Annotated in this window: 15 protein-coding genes; 3 read left to right on the top strand and 12 right to left on the bottom strand. The window is 51.5% G+C overall.

Features of this window, described 5'->3' with window-relative positions; genetic code table 11:
* Positions 1-118: 118 nt before the first annotated feature.
* Both AC3RCL_RS01880 and AC3RCL_RS01875 read right to left on the bottom strand, forming a co-directional pair.
* Positions 119-2,137: a bifunctional diguanylate cyclase/phosphodiesterase gene (locus tag AC3RCL_RS01880; RefSeq protein ID WP_492534379.1), complete on the bottom strand. Its 2,019-nt coding sequence runs from the start codon at positions 2,135-2,137 to the stop codon at positions 119-121.
* A gap of 388 nt (positions 2,138-2,525) precedes the next feature.
* The gene (locus AC3RCL_RS01875; protein WP_009593955.1) at positions 2,526-2,864 is read right to left on the bottom strand and encodes a winged helix-turn-helix transcriptional regulator; all 339 of its coding nucleotides are present in this window, start codon (positions 2,862-2,864) and stop codon (positions 2,526-2,528) included.
* A gap of 203 nt (positions 2,865-3,067) precedes the next feature.
* On the opposite strand from AC3RCL_RS01875, the gene AC3RCL_RS01870 reads away from it, so the two are divergent.
* Entirely contained in the window at positions 3,068-3,661 is a 594-nt protein-coding gene (locus tag AC3RCL_RS01870; RefSeq protein ID WP_492536244.1) for an NAD(P)H oxidoreductase, read from the top strand.
* A 249-nt stretch (positions 3,662-3,910) separates the two neighbouring features.
* Here AC3RCL_RS01870 and AC3RCL_RS01865 read toward each other — a convergent pair whose 3' ends face one another.
* Complete coding sequence (locus AC3RCL_RS01865; protein ID WP_492534376.1) at positions 3,911-5,302, bottom strand: DUF5808 domain-containing protein; 1,392 nt, start codon at positions 5,300-5,302, stop codon at positions 3,911-3,913.
* Positions 5,303-5,311: 9 nt separating this feature from the next.
* On the bottom strand, positions 5,312-5,695 hold the full coding sequence (locus tag AC3RCL_RS01860) for a GntR family transcriptional regulator (RefSeq protein WP_492534374.1): 384 nt from the start codon (positions 5,693-5,695) through the stop codon (positions 5,312-5,314).
* A 187-nt stretch (positions 5,696-5,882) separates the two neighbouring features.
* On the opposite strand from AC3RCL_RS01860, the gene AC3RCL_RS01855 reads away from it, so the two are divergent.
* A complete protein-coding gene (locus tag AC3RCL_RS01855; RefSeq protein ID WP_375121294.1) occupies positions 5,883-6,296 on the top strand; it encodes a DUF2500 domain-containing protein in 414 nt (137 codons plus the stop codon).
* 157 nt (positions 6,297-6,453) lie between these two features.
* Here AC3RCL_RS01855 and AC3RCL_RS01850 read toward each other — a convergent pair whose 3' ends face one another.
* From AC3RCL_RS01850 to AC3RCL_RS01820, 7 genes are all read right to left on the bottom strand, one after another.
* Positions 6,454-6,873, bottom strand: coding sequence for an OsmC family protein (locus tag AC3RCL_RS01850; RefSeq protein ID WP_009593933.1), 420 nt, complete (start codon positions 6,871-6,873; stop codon positions 6,454-6,456).
* 42 nt (positions 6,874-6,915) lie between these two features.
* Positions 6,916-7,902: an ABC transporter ATP-binding protein gene (locus tag AC3RCL_RS01845; protein ID WP_492534371.1), complete on the bottom strand. Its 987-nt coding sequence runs from the start codon at positions 7,900-7,902 to the stop codon at positions 6,916-6,918.
* Positions 7,886-8,908, bottom strand: a complete 1,023-nt coding sequence (locus tag AC3RCL_RS01840) for an ABC transporter ATP-binding protein (protein WP_213579996.1) — start codon at positions 8,906-8,908, stop codon at positions 7,886-7,888. Before AC3RCL_RS01840 ends, AC3RCL_RS01845 begins: the two co-directional genes overlap by 17 nt.
* Before the next feature lie 22 nt (positions 8,909-8,930).
* On the bottom strand, positions 8,931-9,836 hold the full coding sequence (locus tag AC3RCL_RS01835) for an ABC transporter permease (protein ID WP_145040211.1): 906 nt from the start codon (positions 9,834-9,836) through the stop codon (positions 8,931-8,933).
* A gap of 15 nt (positions 9,837-9,851) precedes the next feature.
* A complete protein-coding gene (locus AC3RCL_RS01830; protein ID WP_096774843.1) occupies positions 9,852-10,802 on the bottom strand; it encodes an ABC transporter permease in 951 nt (316 codons plus the stop codon).
* A 99-nt stretch (positions 10,803-10,901) separates the two neighbouring features.
* Positions 10,902-12,500, bottom strand: coding sequence for an ABC transporter substrate-binding protein (locus AC3RCL_RS01825; protein WP_492534368.1), 1,599 nt, complete (start codon positions 12,498-12,500; stop codon positions 10,902-10,904).
* A gap of 312 nt (positions 12,501-12,812) precedes the next feature.
* Positions 12,813-13,760: a phosphotransferase enzyme family protein gene (locus AC3RCL_RS01820; protein ID WP_492534366.1), complete on the bottom strand. Its 948-nt coding sequence runs from the start codon at positions 13,758-13,760 to the stop codon at positions 12,813-12,815.
* A gap of 246 nt (positions 13,761-14,006) precedes the next feature.
* Between AC3RCL_RS01820 and AC3RCL_RS01815 the strand changes: the two genes are divergently transcribed.
* Positions 14,007-14,630: a TetR/AcrR family transcriptional regulator gene (locus AC3RCL_RS01815; RefSeq protein ID WP_492534364.1), complete on the top strand. Its 624-nt coding sequence runs from the start codon at positions 14,007-14,009 to the stop codon at positions 14,628-14,630.
* A gap of 77 nt (positions 14,631-14,707) precedes the next feature.
* On the opposite strand, the gene AC3RCL_RS01810 is transcribed toward AC3RCL_RS01815, so the two are convergent.
* On the bottom strand, positions 14,708-15,847 hold the full coding sequence (locus AC3RCL_RS01810; protein WP_492534362.1) for a toxic anion resistance protein: 1,140 nt from the start codon (positions 15,845-15,847) through the stop codon (positions 14,708-14,710).
* Positions 15,848-15,879: the final 32 nt, after the last annotated feature.

The raw sequence follows: 15,879 nt of genomic DNA, 5'->3' as shown, positions 1-15,879 counted from the left end.
CCTATTTTGTCTAAAATACCCGGGAACGCCAGTCATTTGATGTACCCAAAAGCAACAAATAACGGACACTCCCGGTGCCCGTTATTCTTATGAACCATATGCATTCGTATCCGCTCTTTCATCGAAGGGCCGCGAACTCTTCGGCCTTGTGATCTTGGTCGTACATCCAGACCTCAATCTCATGGATATCCATCGGCTTTCCGTAATAGTAACCCTGCATGACATGACACCCGAGCCCCGTCAAAAAGTCGATATGCTCCTTATTCTCCACGCCTTCGGCGATCACGTCCAGATTCAGCTTTTCCGCCATAAGAACGACGGCGTTGACGATGGCGCGCTTGCTGGGCGTGTCCAAATCATTGGTGAACTGGCGGTCCAGCTTCAGGGCATCAATCGGAATCCGGTCCAAGAGCCCAATCGAGGAATAGCCGGTTCCGAAATCATCCATGGAGACCTTAACCCCTAAGGATCGGATACTCCCAAGCTGCCGGATGATATCGTTCACATCGTGCAGCACCATGGACTCCGTAATCTCCAGCTCTAACAACCGGGGCTCCAAATCCGCCTTATGCAGCACGTTTTGAATCAGCTCCAGCAGATTGTCGCCATGAAATAAACGGACCGATAGATTCACCGAGACCGGCTGGACAACCCCGCTATCCTGCCACACCCTGCACTGCTTGCATGCTTCTTCAAGCGTCCAGCGGGTCATCGGAATAATCAGCCCCGTCTCTTCCGCAATCGGAATGAATTCCTGAGGGGAAATCACGCCGAGGCGGGGATGCTTCCAGCGGAGCAGCGCCTCGAATCCGACCAAGCGGTCGCTTTGCACATTCCATTTCGGCTGATACACGATGAAGAACTCCTTCATCTCCAGCGCTCTTTGCAGGTCCTTCTCCAATTCCATTTTGCGAACCTCTTGAAGACCCATCTCCTCGTCATAAAGGCATTGCTGATTCTTGCCTAGCCCCTTCGCTTTATACATCGCGGTGTCGGCATTCTTCAGCAGCGTCGTACGATCCGAGCTATGGACGGAACCGATGCTGATGCCGATGCTAACCGTCACATACAGCTCATTGCCGTCGATATGGTACACCTTTTTAATTTGTTGGAGTATATCATCGGCTAAGCGCTGGGCATAATTCGGGTCGCTTTGCTTCAAAATAACCAGAAATTCGTCCCCCCCGATCCGGAACACCTGCTGGCCGCTTCGAATGAATTGACGCAGCCGCTTGCCCACTTCCTGGACCAGCAAATCCCCGACATTATGACCCAGCGTATCGTTGATGGCCTTAAATTGGTCCAGATCCAGAAACAGGATCGTAATCTTATCCGTTTCGGCATTCGTCTTGAAGAACCGGTTCATCTCATTTCGGTTGGGCAATCCTGTGATCGTATCCTGATAGGCCAGCTTTTCCAGCACATGCCGGTCAAAGAACATCGCGCCCCAGGAAATCAACAGAATAGCAAAAATCGCGACCGTCACGCAGTACAAGAGGAAGAAATCCACAGACTGCGGCTGATGTATCATCATGCCGGCATGTGCTTCAAAGCGCGCCGCCCTCATCCCTGTATAATGCATCCCGCACACGGCGAATCCCATGACAACCGCCGAGCCCCACTTGAGAAAGCTGGACTTGGAATGGTTGCGAAAACGAAGAAACAATAATAAGGCCGCATAGGAGGCCGCCAGCGCAATGACGGCGGACAAGATCCAAAAGACGGGATCGTAACGGATGTCGGCGTGAACGACCATGGCTTCCATTCCCATGTAATGCATCGTCACGATGCCGCTTCCCATAACGAAACCGCCAATGGCGATTTTGGACCAGTTAATATCCTTGGGCATGGTGATATAAAACGCGATGAATGAGGAAATCACGCTGGCCAGCATCGACATGATGGTCAGAAAGGCATCGTACTTCACGTTCATATTCATGTGCATCGCCAGCATGCCGACAAAATGCATGGACCAAATGCCGCTTCCCATGACCATGGCTCCCCCGAATAGCCAAAAAAACTTGGATTTGCCGTTCGCGTCCGAAATTTTGGACGTAATATTCAAAGCCGAGTATGAAGCAAGTATAGCGATCGCAATTGAAAGCCCAACAATATACAAGTTATAATTGCCGTCCATCTGAGCTGTGCACACTCCTTTTGTGAGTAATCCTTAGGTCCTATGAAATTCATACGTTACCCGAGAGACAAACGTTTCTATTAATTCAAGGATGGCTCTCCCTGCATACCCAAAATGATCATTCTTATGGTTACGGCCCGCCCGGCCCTGAGTCTTCTACCTATTATATCTTTAGTAACTATTCAATTTCTCGACAAACTCCGTTTTGGCCGAAACTTTCGGAACCCGCATGAGTCCAAAGGACTATATATTCCACAATATCCCTGCCTTTCCTTCTAACCGATTTAAAATAATGGCACGCAGAACGGACATTTCAACCGGATGGATAACGTGAAAAACAAAAAAACTGCCGACTCATTCCCTCAGGTCAGCAGCTTTTATCATGACTTCATGGAGCACTTACCTTCGTTTCTCCATTCATATACTTCTCGCCCCACTCACAGATTTGATCCAGGATGGGCTGCAGTGAAACGCCCAATTCGCTCAGCTCGTAAACGACCTTCGGCGGCACTTGATTAAAGACCGTCCGCGTAATAATCCCATCCTCCTCCAGCTCCCGAAGGGTCTGGGTTAACATCTTCTGCGTAATATCCGGCATCTCTTTCTTAATTTCACTCGTACGCTTGGGCCCATAACTAAGGTGGCACAGCACAACGATCTTCCACTTGCCGCCGATCACCTCCATGGTGGCTTCGGACGGAATATGGTATTGCCGATCACGATTCATAAGATCCTCTCACCTCCAGGACGTAAAATTACTGCGACTATGAAGGGCACTTTAGGGTGCTAATAGCACCTTTAGGTACCTATAGAACAAATAAGTGCGTACTTCCTTCCAGCCATTATATGATACATAATCCCCTTATACCAGTACTGCAAGAAAACAAAGCACATTCAACACATTATAGAAGAAAGCGAAGGTGATTCATGATGAAAGTACTGACTGTTGTCACTCATCCCAGAGTGAACTCCTTTACATTTGCTGTCACGGAGCGATTTGTGCAGGGGCTTCAAGATGCCGGACATGAGACGGAGGTTCTGGATCTTCACCGCATCGGTTTCGATCCGGTTCTGTGGGAGGCGGACGAACCCGATTGGTCTGATGCCGGCAAGGTTTTCTCCGCTGAGGTTGAAAACGAGATCGCGCGAATGAAACAGCACGACGCACTGGCCTATATTTTCCCGGTATGGTGGTACGGGGTTCCGGCTATGCTGAAGGGATATATCGACCGTGTCTGGAATCACGGCTTCGCATATGGCGGCGGTTCCAAGCTCCATCACAAGAAGGCGTTATGGATCGCATTGGCAGGAGCGTCGGAGGACCATTTTGCCAAGCGGAGCTATGATACGATGCTGTCCCATTCCCTCAACGTCGGCATGGCCAACTATTCCGGAATCGAAGATTCCCGAGTGGAATTCTTCTATGATACGTTAGAGGGCAGGCCGGAGCACATGGAGAGCCTGCTGGAGCGGGCATATCAGCTGGGGCTGCATTATGCGGATTCTGACGTGAGCGTGAAATGATTGCTTTATAATTAGCCGAATTTATAAGTTATAAATAAATCGACCTCAAGAGAGGTCGATTTTTATTTACAACACTTCTGATTGATGATTCTCACACTATTGGTACGTTAGCAGGATCGGAGGAATACAGGGTGGCATCAACCATTGATAAGACATTTCTAAATTTAATTGCCCCAAACATAATCTGCCTTGGTCGTCACGATGCATTTTCCACATCCGCCTCGCTACGGCTACCCCTAGGAACCGCCGTCACTCCTCCACCATCTCTCGCAATTCCTCATACAGCTCCTTCGTCTTCGCCGAGTCCTCATCGTTATAGAAAATGTGCAAGTCATCCAGCACGAATTGGATGTAGGGAGGATTGTTCTTGTAAATGTACAGCCTCGACTTCCCGATGTCCTTCAGGCGGAAATGTCCCCGGGCATGCTTATCCGTGGATTCACCATTGGTCTTGGAACCGGAAGGCACACTCTCGACTAGCGTCAGCTGCCGGATGTCCGTCATATCGAAGCTATAGGAATACATCGGGTAGTCAATCTCGATCCGTTGATCCGACATAACCGTAAGCTTAGGCGAGGTCAACTCGGATCGGATGAGCAGGAACGAAGTACCGAAGATAACAGCCGCCACGAGAGCGCCGGTACCCCATACGATCATTTTCCCTACCGGGGTGGCCGTATTGACGGTCTCTCCGACCCCCACTCGCTTCGTAACAAAAATACTTTTATCGTTCGGATTATGATAGGTGAAGCCGTTCGCCCAATATTCATCATCGTCCGTGTAGATGGTTTTGCCGTCATTAGTCAGGATCTCCTGCTCTTGAATGTGGATCCTTCGATAAACATAAATCACGAACCCTGCCGGAATAGCCGTGAATAAGAGTACCATCGTAACCCATACGCCGTTCATGGCCGCATTTTCATTCATAACCAACAGAAGTAGAATAAGGAAAAGGATATTCTCAAGGATCGCTACGAATAACCACAACAAAGAAACGGCTCGGCGTCTTGCCTGATTCAATACGAGATTGGTTTCGCTGTTCATGCTGTACACCTTGGCCTTCGTCCTTCTCATCGACAGCGAGACCAGGAACAGAATGACGGTCATCACCATTCCACCAGCCGAAACGCCCCACAACTGCGGGTCTATAGAGACCGCCCACAGCAGCAATCCAATCGACATGACCCCTGGAATGAGAAACAGCCATGGGGAGGCAGATCGTTGATTCTTCCACTGCGCTACACGCAGGTCGCCCAGGATTACCCGCTTGGTCCCGACGAACCATTCTTCCTCGCGCTTCAGTGCCAGCGTTTCGCGGAATGCCGTTCTGAACGGAAGCACCATAACGACCATAAAGACCATGAGCCATACAAAAAAATAAATCGTCTGGTACGCAAACCATGGACGGAGAATTACAAAGGGGATGTAGGCTGCCAGCATCCATATGCTCGTAAGGTTCATCCTTCTATTGTATTTGGCTTGAATGGCGCGAATGCCGTCATGCTCCATGGCATGCGGCGGCAGGGTAACCGCGAATAACATGCCGTTTCTGTATTTGGCCTGCGGTTTATACGTGGCAAGCAATGCAACGTAACAGATGATCGCGGTAATGGACAGGATTACGGTTAGCAGGGAGACCACCTCTCTTCATTAGGGCTGAGGAAACGTCATTTTGGAAAAAATGCGGGAGCACAGTTCCTGAAACCCGGAACGGTCAATCCCTTGAATCGCTGCTTGCGCAATGATCAATTGAAGCTCTTTCTCCAATTGCGGCGAAGGCTCGGGGTTGTGGGGCTTAGGCGGGCTCACCTTGGCCCCGTGCCGGCGGTCAATCACGATATAGCCCTGCTGTTTCAGAAGTGAATACGCTTTGTTCACCGTCATCGTATTGATTCCGAGTTCATCCGCCAATTGGCGGACGGTTGGCAGCTTTTCTTCCCTCGCAAGCTCGCCTGTAGCAATACCGACGACAATCTGATTGCGCAGCTGCTCGTATAGAGGAACCCCACTGTCCAGTTGTAAAGAGATCATCATCTTCAGGCACGCTCCTCTGCAATAAATTCACTCGAATAAGCATCATCTTATCTGTCATTAAGTATTAATCATTATAATACAAATAATACTTATATCGGAAGGGTACTCCTAAAATTTGAAACATTTTAGTCATTTTTACCGTACATATAATCAATGGAAAAATAACGGAACAGGAGGAGTGCCGTCGATGATGCCCCAAGGCCCGTCTTTTGGCGGAGGTTTTGATTTTATGTTTACGCTGGTTCCCATTCTGATCGGGATTGTATTCGTCATTGTGATCGTGGGCTTCATCTCCAATGGCGCCCGCTATGTTAAGAACGCCAAGTCCCCGCGCACTTCCGAGTTTGCCCGGGTCGTCTCCAAACGCATGGATGTCCGCCATCATACCAATCACCACAACCACGATAACGGAATGATGCACGCCAACCATTCATCCCGTACGTATTATTACATCACCCTCGAATTTGATAATGGAGAACGAAAAGAGTATCTTGACGTCAAGAATCTGTACGGTCTTGTCGTGGAGGGAGATACCGGCTATGCCGCCATCCAGGGCGACTGGATCGTCGCGTTTGAGCGGAATATGCAGCCGCAGTCGTGACCGGACGCGTTTACAATATAAAAATGAAGAAGCATCACGTCTCCGTATTTTATTCGTACGGTCGCTTAAGAACAGAAGAGCCTTAGTCCGCGGTGAAACCTGGACTAAGGCTCTTCTTGTTGAATCGACTTGAATGGTTAATATTTCATCTAATCCTTTACGCATTGCTGCTCGTTTCGATAGGCTCATTCACTTCGATCAGTTCAACGACGGCTTCGCTTTTCAGCGTATTGCCGATCGTGCATGCACGCTCTACGACGGATTTCAGCTTCTCCTTGTAGGCAGGCTCCAGCGTTGGCGGCAGCGAGACAAGGACGTTGAAATGCGAGAACTTATTGCTTTTATCCTCTGCTTTTACCGATGACACTTCGATATGAATGGAAGACTTATCATATTCCACGCCGTCGTAAGCCATTATTTTTTGGAGCGAGATGGATACGCACAGCGCCAGGGACGCTTCCAGCAGCTCTCTCGGAGACAAGCCGCCCTCCAAATTCGGGCCGTGGTTTCCTGCAATCTGAAACCCGGCCTCATTGAATATCCGATCCTGGCCTTCTACGATTTGTAACGTTGTCATGGTCCTTCTCTCCTTTTGGTTGGGGGTGCGAACTTATCTGTTCTAGTCAACAAGATGACAGGCGACCTTATGGCCCGGCCGCACTTCTCTTACAGCCGGTATGTCTGTTCTGCATATATCGGTTGCATAGGGACAGCGCGTGTGAAAAACACAGCCGCTCGGCGGCGATATCGGGGACGGGATTTCCCCCCGCAACATGATCCGTTCCTTTAATCGGCTGCGGTTAAAATCCGGTACGGCCGAGAACAGCGCCTTCGTATAGGGATGCAACGGCTCATGGAACAAATCGTCCGTCAAAGCCTCTTCCATTATTTTTCCGAGATACATAATGCCGATCCGATCCGAAATATACCGAACCACGCTGATATCATGCGTTATAAATAATAGCGTTAGTTTCATTTCGCGCTGCAGGCGCTTGAGCATGTTCAGAATTTGCGACTGGATGGACACGTCCAGGGCGGAGACCGGCTCGTCGCACACGATGATTTTCGGATTCATGATAAGCGCGCGCGCCAAGCCCAGCCGCTGGCGTTGACCGCCCGAGAATTCATGGGGAAAGCGAAAGGCATGCTCCGGCTGCAGGCCGACGGTTTTCAGGATGCGGAACACGGTTTCCTGACGCTCCGCCTTATCCCCCATTTTATGAATGATCAAGGGCTCCTCCAGCATCCGGCCGATTCGTTTCCTCGGATTGAGCGAAGAGAACGGATCTTGAAAAACAAGCTGCACGTCCTTGCGGAAATTCCGCATTTCCTCCCTCGTCATGGCCGCCAATTCCCGATCCCGATACAGGACCTGCCCTTGGCTTGCCGGCGTTAATCCGAGTATGGTGCGTCCCGTGGTGCTTTTGCCGGAGCCTGATTCGCCGACCAGGCCGTAGGTTTCTCCCTCGTTCAATTGCAAGGAAACGTCCGTGACCGCGTTGACGTATGCTTTGGCGCCCCCTATCTTGCCGAATGATCCGTACACCGGAAACTGCTTGTGAAGGGAGCTTACCTTTAAGATCGAACGATCAGCTGCTTGTTCCAACGGTTGTCTCCCTCCCTTCCGGCTTGTTTAGGGCCTCGTAATGCCAGCACTTCACTCGATGGTCCGTTTGGGCCGTTTGCATCGGCGGCTCGGAGGTACGGCACAGCTCGTCAGCATAAGGACACCGCGTTGAGAAGCCGCAGCCCTGCGGAATATCCGTCAGGGACGGCACCGTTCCCTCAATGACGTAAAGCTCATCGTCCCTGTCCCCTTCCAGCTTGGGGATGGATTGGATCAGCCCTTGGGTATAAGGATGCAGCGGCGTTTGGAACAGCTGTTCCGTGGGAGCTTCCTCCACGATCTGCCCCAAGTACATCACCTTCACGCCCGTGCAAATTTCCGAGACCACGCCCAGATCATGCGTAATGAACAGCACGCCCATGCCCATTTTGCGGTTCAAGTCGGCGATCAATTCCAAGATCTGCGCCTGAATCGTCACATCGAGCGCGGTTGTCGGCTCATCCGCGATCAACAGGTTCGGCTCGCAGGAGAGCGCCATGGCAATCATCGCCCGCTGCTGCATCCCCCCCGACAGCTGATGGGGATATTCGTTAACCCTGATTTCGGGCGAAGGAATGCCCGTCATCCGCAAAATTTCGATGGCTTGCTGATGGGCTTCCTTCTTGGACTTCTTCTGATGAAGGCGAATGGCTTCTCCGATTTGATTTCCAATCGTATAGACAGGGCTCAGGGAGGTTAGCGGGTCCTGAAATATCATGGATATTCGATCACCCCGGATCGCCCGTAATTTAGAATGCGGGAGGGACAGCAGGTTCTGATTCTCGAATACGACCTCTCCCTCGTACTCGATCGCATCCGTATGATCCAGCAATCTCATGATGGATTGGGACATCACGCTTTTTCCGCTGCCGGACTCTCCGACGATACCGATGATGTCGCCAGTATTCATGGAAAAGCTCACTCCGTTCACCGCCGTCACTCTTCCGCGCTCGGTATGAAAATGCGTTTTAAGATTTTTCACTTCCAATAGAGGCTCTTTATTCATGGAAACACCTCCAGCCTTATATTCATCGCTTTCTAAACTTTTGCTTCACGCGGGGGTCCAGTAAATCGCGCAGCCCGTCTCCCAGCAAATTCAGGCTAAGGACGGACAGGACGAGCGTGGCCCCGGGAAATACGACCATCCACCATGCCTTGTAAATTACAAGCTTGCTTGCCTGCAAAATGTTCCCCCAGCTGGCTTCGGGCGCAGGAATGCCCGCACCGAGAAAGCTGAGCGCTGCCTCCGAGATAATCGCCTCGGCAAATACGAAAGTCGCCTGTACCAGTAGTGGAGACAGCGTGTTAGGCACGATGTGCTGCCATATAATGCGCGTGGAGCTGGCCCCCTGGACATGCATGGCCTCGATGTAGGTTTGCTCGCGCACTACCAGTGCTGCCGAGCGGACGACTCGGGCAATATTCGGCGTGAACACGATCGTCAGCGCAATGATAACGTTCAAGGCGGATGCGCCGAGCGCGGCCATTAAGGCAATGGCGAGCAGGATTCCCGGAATCGCAATCAACCCGTCGCAAATGCGCATGAGAATATGATCCAACGTCTTATAATACGTTGCATAGACGCCGATCACGAGTCCCAGAGCGGAGGACAGCAGCGCAACCGCCAGTCCGACGCTAATCGATACCCTGGCACCGTAGAGTAGCCTCGTTAGCAAATCCCGTCCGAATTCGTCGGTACCCAGCCAATGCTCGGCCCCTGGCGGAGTTAAACGGTCCACAACCTTCATGTCGTACGGACCGTAGTTCGTGAAGAGCGGTCCGATCAGCGCCAGAATCACCAATACCACAAAGATAGTCGCTCCAATCAATAGCCCGTAGTTGGACTTCAGGCGGCGATATCCTAAGGCTCGCTGCTCTTTTTTCAGCTTTTTGCTGACTTGAGCGACATATTCCTTTTCCTGAACTGTAGCCATCCCGTTACACCTCTTTTATTTGCGATCCAATCGAACGCGCGGATCAACCGCGCCGTATAACAAATCGATGATCAAGTTGATGGTGACGTACATCAGCGTGACGACAAGCACCACCCCTTGGATCACCACAAAGTCCCTTCTGGCTATGGAATTCAAGATCAATTGACCCAGACCGGGAATGTTGAATATGGCCTCCACGACCACCGCTCCCGTCACCAACGTGCCGAAGGTTTGTCCAATGACGGTCAGAATGGGCAGAAACGCGCTCCGAAACGCATGTTTGAACAGCACCTTCATTTCATGCAGGCCTTTGGATCTGGCTGTCTTGATGAAATTCAAATTCAGCACTTCCAGCATGGACGAACGGGTCATCCGCGTAATCAGGGCCGCCTGTATGGTTCCAAGGGAAATGCCGGGAAGAATCAGATACTTCATATGTTCCCATAGCCCGCTGCTCAGCGGTTCATATCCAGCGACCGGCAGCCACTGCAGCTTGACGCCCACGAACAGCATAAGGAACAATCCCAGCAAGAAACTGGGCAAGGCCATGCCCAGCAAGGATATCCCCATCAATGTATAATCGGCGATGGACCCTCGCTTGTAAGCGGCGATAATCCCGAAGGGAATCGCGAGCAAGATCGCGATGACCTGTGCCAGAATGGCCAGCGATAGCGTGGGGGTAATATGCTCCGCAATGGCTTCGCTGACCGGCTGATTCATGAAAATCGAATCCCCCAGATCCCCCTTGAACACGTTGGCTACCCAGCTCGTATATTGTTCGAGTATCGGGCGGTCCAGTCCAAGGTCCTGATTCAGCTGCTCTATTTCCTCCTGCGACGCCTCCATTCCCAAGATGGCCGCCGCCGGATTCCCTGGCGTTATGTGGATGATCAGAAATATAGCGATGGTGACAACGGCCAGTACGGGAATCAGCGACAAAAGTCTTTTCGTAATATAAGCCAGCACGGCAAATCCCTCATTTGTACATGGTCTATGAATCCAATTTCAAAAAAGGAAGGTGTTATCGAAGTTACTCCGGTAACTTGTAACACCCTCCCTATACGCTTACTTCGCTACTTTGGCATTCCAAACCACCGGAGCTTCGAACAGCTCGAAGCCTTCAAGCTTCTTCGTTGTGGCGACGACGCCATTATAATGGCCGATTACGGTGGAGGAAGCGAATTCGTACAGGAAGCCCTGCAGCTTCTCCCATTCCTGCTTGGCGGCTTCCGGCGTGGCTGCACTGCGAATATCGATCAGTGCCTGCTTGACCGTTTCATTGTCGAGTCCGGCCCAATCCGGATTAACGGCCAGCAGCTGCGGCGGGGTAAGCTGATAGCCCGTGCTGGCAACAAAGATATCCCACTTGGAACGGTCGTTCTTCGTTTCCAGGAACGTCGGGAAATCGAAGTTCTCCACTTTTACGTTCATGCCGATCTGACGAAGCTGCTCCTGAATGACCAACGTAGCCGTGTACATCTCGTTATAATCCTTGGTCGTCAGCAGCGTGATTTCTTCGCCGTTATACCCGGCTTCTTGCAGCAGCTGCTTGGCCTTCTCCGGATTGGACTGGTTGTAATACTCCGCTCCGGCTTCGGTCGACCATTGGACTTGATTCGTATTCAGGTAACCCGGCGCTAAAGAGTACAAATCCGGCTTGGCGAAGCTCGCCAACATGATCTCCTCATTATTGAACGCAGCGAGAATGGCCTGGCGAATCTTCACGTCCTTTAACAATCCCTCGCTGGTATTGAAAAATGCCGTCAGGGCACCGCCAGGGAACGAGAGCAGGTTGATGTTGTTGTCGGCAGCCAGCTCATCATAGCTTTCGATCGGAATGCTGTCCGCCACATCGTACTGGCCAGTCTTCACGCCTGCAATGCGCGTGGAGTGGTCCGTGACGAAATGGAAGTACAGGTCTTTGGCGGGAGCTTCTTTTCGACCGTCAAATCCGCTTGGCTCCGCATCCGACACCTGCTGATAATCGTCGTTTCGCACCAAATGGATGTACTGATCCTGCTTCCATTCCTGGAATTTATAAGGTCCTGTACCGATGTACTCCTTGATTCCGTCAGCCGGCGCTGCGTCCACGATCTCTTTCGGCATGATGGAAGGGAACTGCGCTTGCGATGCAATAAGGATCAACACGTCCGACGTAGGCGACTCTACGGTCAGCTTCACGGTATACGCATCGACGGCTTCGAATTTGGCATTCGTCAGCAGCACCTTCGCCCGGGACGAAGTCACCAGCCAGCGGTTCATCGAGGCTACAACATCCTCGGACGTCATCTCTTTCCCGTTGTGGAACTTCACGCCTTGGCGAAGAGCGAACGTATACGTTAAACCATCCTCGCTTCGTTCAACCGACTCTGCCAAAGCCGGTACGGGTTCATAGTTTGCATTCAGCGTGTAGAGCTGTTCGAAGATATTGCCGGCTGTATCGAGCGCAACCGCCGATACCGTCAAGGCCGTATCCAACGTTGGCGGCTGAGCCGTAAGCGCGATGTTCAGCTCGTCTTTGTACTCTTGTTGTTCGGCTTGCTTCTCGCTTCCTTTGTCTTCGGCTGCGCCCTCTGCCGCCGGATCGGAGCCGTTGCCGCATGCCGCGATCAACAGCATCAGCATGATCGACGATAAGAGTAAACCTAACTTTCTGGCTTTCATTGTAATCCCCCCATGTAGTAGACATATGCATACGAAATGTATGCATCATGCTCTGTCAAAAACTCGTAAAACGAACGCACCCCTTAAATCTAAGTTATCTGGTAGGTTTAATAAGCTATGCACATACTAATAGATTCGCTATGGGCTGTCAATGCAATAATTGATCGTACTAGAATTAATTTCCTATTGGTGAAAATTAATAGATCTGAGTTGCAAGGACTTCGTTCCTCCCCATCGCCTTAACCGCCGCAGCCAGCCTTCCCCCCGAAATATAAAAAAGCCTTGGTCCGTCTTTCGAACCAAGGCTCTTTATTAAAGTGGCAGATCGCTTTGCAAAATCTTTTCCCTGCGCCCTTTCATATACCACTGTCCCCAGGGATGAAGTTTGTCGAAATTTCCGCGGCAGGCATGGAACAGCTTCATATACCGCCCCATTTCTCTCAGCTTCATGAAATAGGGGATTTCCCGAAGCCACTCCTCCTCCAGGCGACGCTCCAGACGGTATCCTTCCAGGAAAGGGATCATGAATTTACCTCTGTCCGGATCGGCTCCTTCGGTCAAACCCGAGAAGAAGGCGGCGACGGCTATATCATCCACGAACCATGAATAACGGCTCGCATCGAAATCAATCAGGCACAACGCATCCCCCTGGACAAAAAAATTGCCGTAATGAAAATCGGCATGGATTAATCCGTAAGCCTCCCTAGAAACCGGGAGCTTCGATATATACCGGCACAAGGCTTGATAACGAAAGACAATTCCCTTCTCAGACGGCGGTAAATCGAGATGTCGAACCTTCTCTGCCTCGTACGACCAATTCGGCCGTCTCGTGAAGGGGTCCTGATGGATATACTCTTGGGTGATACGATGCATGCCTCCCATGAATTGGCCCATTCGCCTGTATAAATCCTCGCCGGCTTCGTTCTCCCCAACCGGACGCCCCTTGGCTTCCTCGTAACAGACCGCCGTATATTCACGGTCCTCCATCCGGATCCGCTCCGCAAGGTTCCCGGCTGCCGAATGGAGCGGCCTCGAAACGCAAACGCCCTTACTCCCAAGAAACTCTACCCACTGCACCTCCCCGGCAATCTTCGCATAGGGTTTGTGGGACTCGTCGGTCAAGCGCACATACACGGTCTTCTCGTCCCTTCGATAAGAACGGACAAGGCTGTGTTCGGAAAAATGCGTCTGGAGTCTATCCCGCTCCAAAAGTCCGAACCTGCTCGCAGCCGCGGCCATAAGCTCGCTCCGTCGTTCCAATTGCAGCGCCTCCCTTCAAGCCGGATGATATTGAAATCAATGATGAATGATTTCTGCAAATATGTAAGCGGCTCCTGCATGCAAAGCCCGGTCCTCATGAATATTCCATTGAAATAACGCCATCTAATAGCGGTCCTTGTGCGGGCCGCTTTCTCCGCCGATGTATACGCTCTTGTTGTCGTCAAAAGGGCGGAAGGATATAATACGGGTAAAATAAAATCGTCATGCAAGAAAGAGGGCCTTATTATGAATCCCGAAACCCGAAACGCCCGAACCCAACTCATCATCGAAGCAGCCGAGCGCGTATTTACACATAAAGGCATTGAAAAAGCCACCATGCAGGATGTAGCCACCGAGGCTGCCATGGGCGTAGCCACCGTTTTTCGTTTTTTTCCCCGCAAAGAGAAACTCGTCGTTGCCGTTGCCACGAAAATGCTGGAGACCGTTCTCGAGACCTTCCGCTCCGTCGCGGAACAGCCGATTTCCTGTATGGAGAAGCTGGAGCTGCTGTTCGACCACTTTATTTCCCTGCTGGAGCAGCAGACCAGCTCGAACGTGAAACTGCTCGAGAACTTCGAGAGTTACGCGGCTCAGTTTACAGAGCCTCTCGAAGACATTGAGCTGTTTAACGCCGTCTACCGGGATATATCCCAGGTATTCTCGACCATCGTGGAGCAGGGCATCGAGGATGGATCGGTTCAAGCCGATCTTCCGATTGCCGAGACGCTGACCACCATCGTGAATACATTCGGCATTTTTGCCAGAAAGCTGTCCCTCCAGAAAAACATTCTGGTGGTCGAGCCGGACCTCGCGCCGGAGAAGCAGCTGGCGATTCTCAAGCACATTCTGCTTAATTATTTGCGGACATAAGGGACTTGGAGCCAAGTAAAAAGAGTGCGCAGCATCACGTCTGCACACTCTTTTCTTGATGGTATCCCTGGCTTCCCCTACAGGCCCAGCTTCTGCCCCCGCTCCAGGCGCTGAATCTGCTGTTCGCCCGTGACCGCCAGCTCGCTGAACTGATGGATCGTCTCGCGCATCCGCGGGAGAGCCTCCTGCTTGTAAGTGCTGATGGAATCAAGCGCTGACAGCACATCCGTGAACGCTTGCTTCAAGGTATCAACGGAAATGCTCGTTTCCAGCGATTGCTTGTGAATCGCCGCGCCCTGATCCTTCAGCATTTTGGAGGTGGCGCTGATCAGGTTGTTCGTGGTTTCGTTCAGCAGCTCGATTTTCTTCAGGACAATCTTCTGGTTGTAAAGGGCACTTGCGACCGTCACCGAAATCTTCAGCGCCGTTACCGTTACGTTTCTCGCCCGATCCACACCACGGATTAACTCCTTGTTGTTCCGGATGACGACTTCAATGGCCATGATACCCTGCTGGTTCACGACCAGCATCTGCTGCAGGTCCATCACGCGCTGGCGCAGCGGAAACAGCACCTCTTCGGTAATAAACCGGATTTTATCCTCCGACTCCTGGCGGATTTTGGCCGCCTCGACCTGGGACTCGATCTCCGTGTCCATCAGCATGCCCAATTGGATTTCCTTTTGCAGCTTTTTGGTGAGCTCGCGAAGGGTTTGCTGTTCAATCTCCAGCGTGGTGTTGTCGTTCTTTAATACGGTTTTTCCTTTATCCAGAGAAATGATAATGTCCGAAATGACGGCATCCGCCTTTTGGAACTTGGCAAAATATCGGCGCAGCGGGTTAAACACCATGCCCAGCAGCCCGCTCTTCGCAAAATCCACGACGCTCGGATCCAGATCCTTCAGCTGCAGCTGCAGCTCCGTTAACCCTTTGGCCACTTCGCCGCCTTCGTCCCCGGTTTTCGATAGTCTCCCCACCTGAACCTGCAGAAGCGCGTTCTTCTCCGAGGAGGACCTCATCGTGCTGATCCCAAAGCTGTCAATGGATTGCAGCACCTGTCTCCGTTTCTCGAGCGATTCGATATCCAGCTCCATGATGGCCTGCACATTGCTCGCTGCCAGTTCCTTCAGCTGCGTGACTTCTTCCGGCTCAGGCTTCACCTGCTCCTCGATCGCCGTCTTGATCTCCTCAGGACTTATGACTTCCATCGTGAATGACAATATAACCCCTCCTACAAGTTTCTGATAAACCA

This window comes from Paenibacillus sp. MT86 (assembly GCF_058792535.1).
This window is presented reverse-complemented; position numbering and strand designations above follow the sequence as displayed.

Coding starts and splice junctions, on each gene's coding strand:
- AC3RCL_RS01880 (WP_492534379.1), bottom strand. CDS start 2,137: ATGGACGGCAATTATAACTTGTATATTGTTGGGCTTTCAATTGCGATC.
- AC3RCL_RS01875 (WP_009593955.1), bottom strand. CDS start 2,864: ATGAATCGTGATCGGCAATACCATATTCCGTCCGAAGCCACCATGGAG.
- AC3RCL_RS01870 (WP_492536244.1), top strand. CDS start 3,068: ATGAAAGTACTGACTGTTGTCACTCATCCCAGAGTGAACTCCTTTACA.
- AC3RCL_RS01860 (WP_492534374.1), bottom strand. CDS start 5,695: ATGATGATCTCTTTACAACTGGACAGTGGGGTTCCTCTATACGAGCAG.
- AC3RCL_RS01855 (WP_375121294.1), top strand. CDS start 5,883: ATGATGCCCCAAGGCCCGTCTTTTGGCGGAGGTTTTGATTTTATGTTT.
- AC3RCL_RS01850 (WP_009593933.1), bottom strand. CDS start 6,873: ATGACAACGTTACAAATCGTAGAAGGCCAGGATCGGATATTCAATGAG.
- AC3RCL_RS01840 (WP_213579996.1), bottom strand. CDS start 8,908: ATGAATAAAGAGCCTCTATTGGAAGTGAAAAATCTTAAAACGCATTTT.
- AC3RCL_RS01835 (WP_145040211.1), bottom strand. CDS start 9,836: ATGGCTACAGTTCAGGAAAAGGAATATGTCGCTCAAGTCAGCAAAAAG.
- AC3RCL_RS01825 (WP_492534368.1), bottom strand. CDS start 12,500: ATGAAAGCCAGAAAGTTAGGTTTACTCTTATCGTCGATCATGCTGATG.
- AC3RCL_RS01815 (WP_492534364.1), top strand. CDS start 14,007: ATGAATCCCGAAACCCGAAACGCCCGAACCCAACTCATCATCGAAGCA.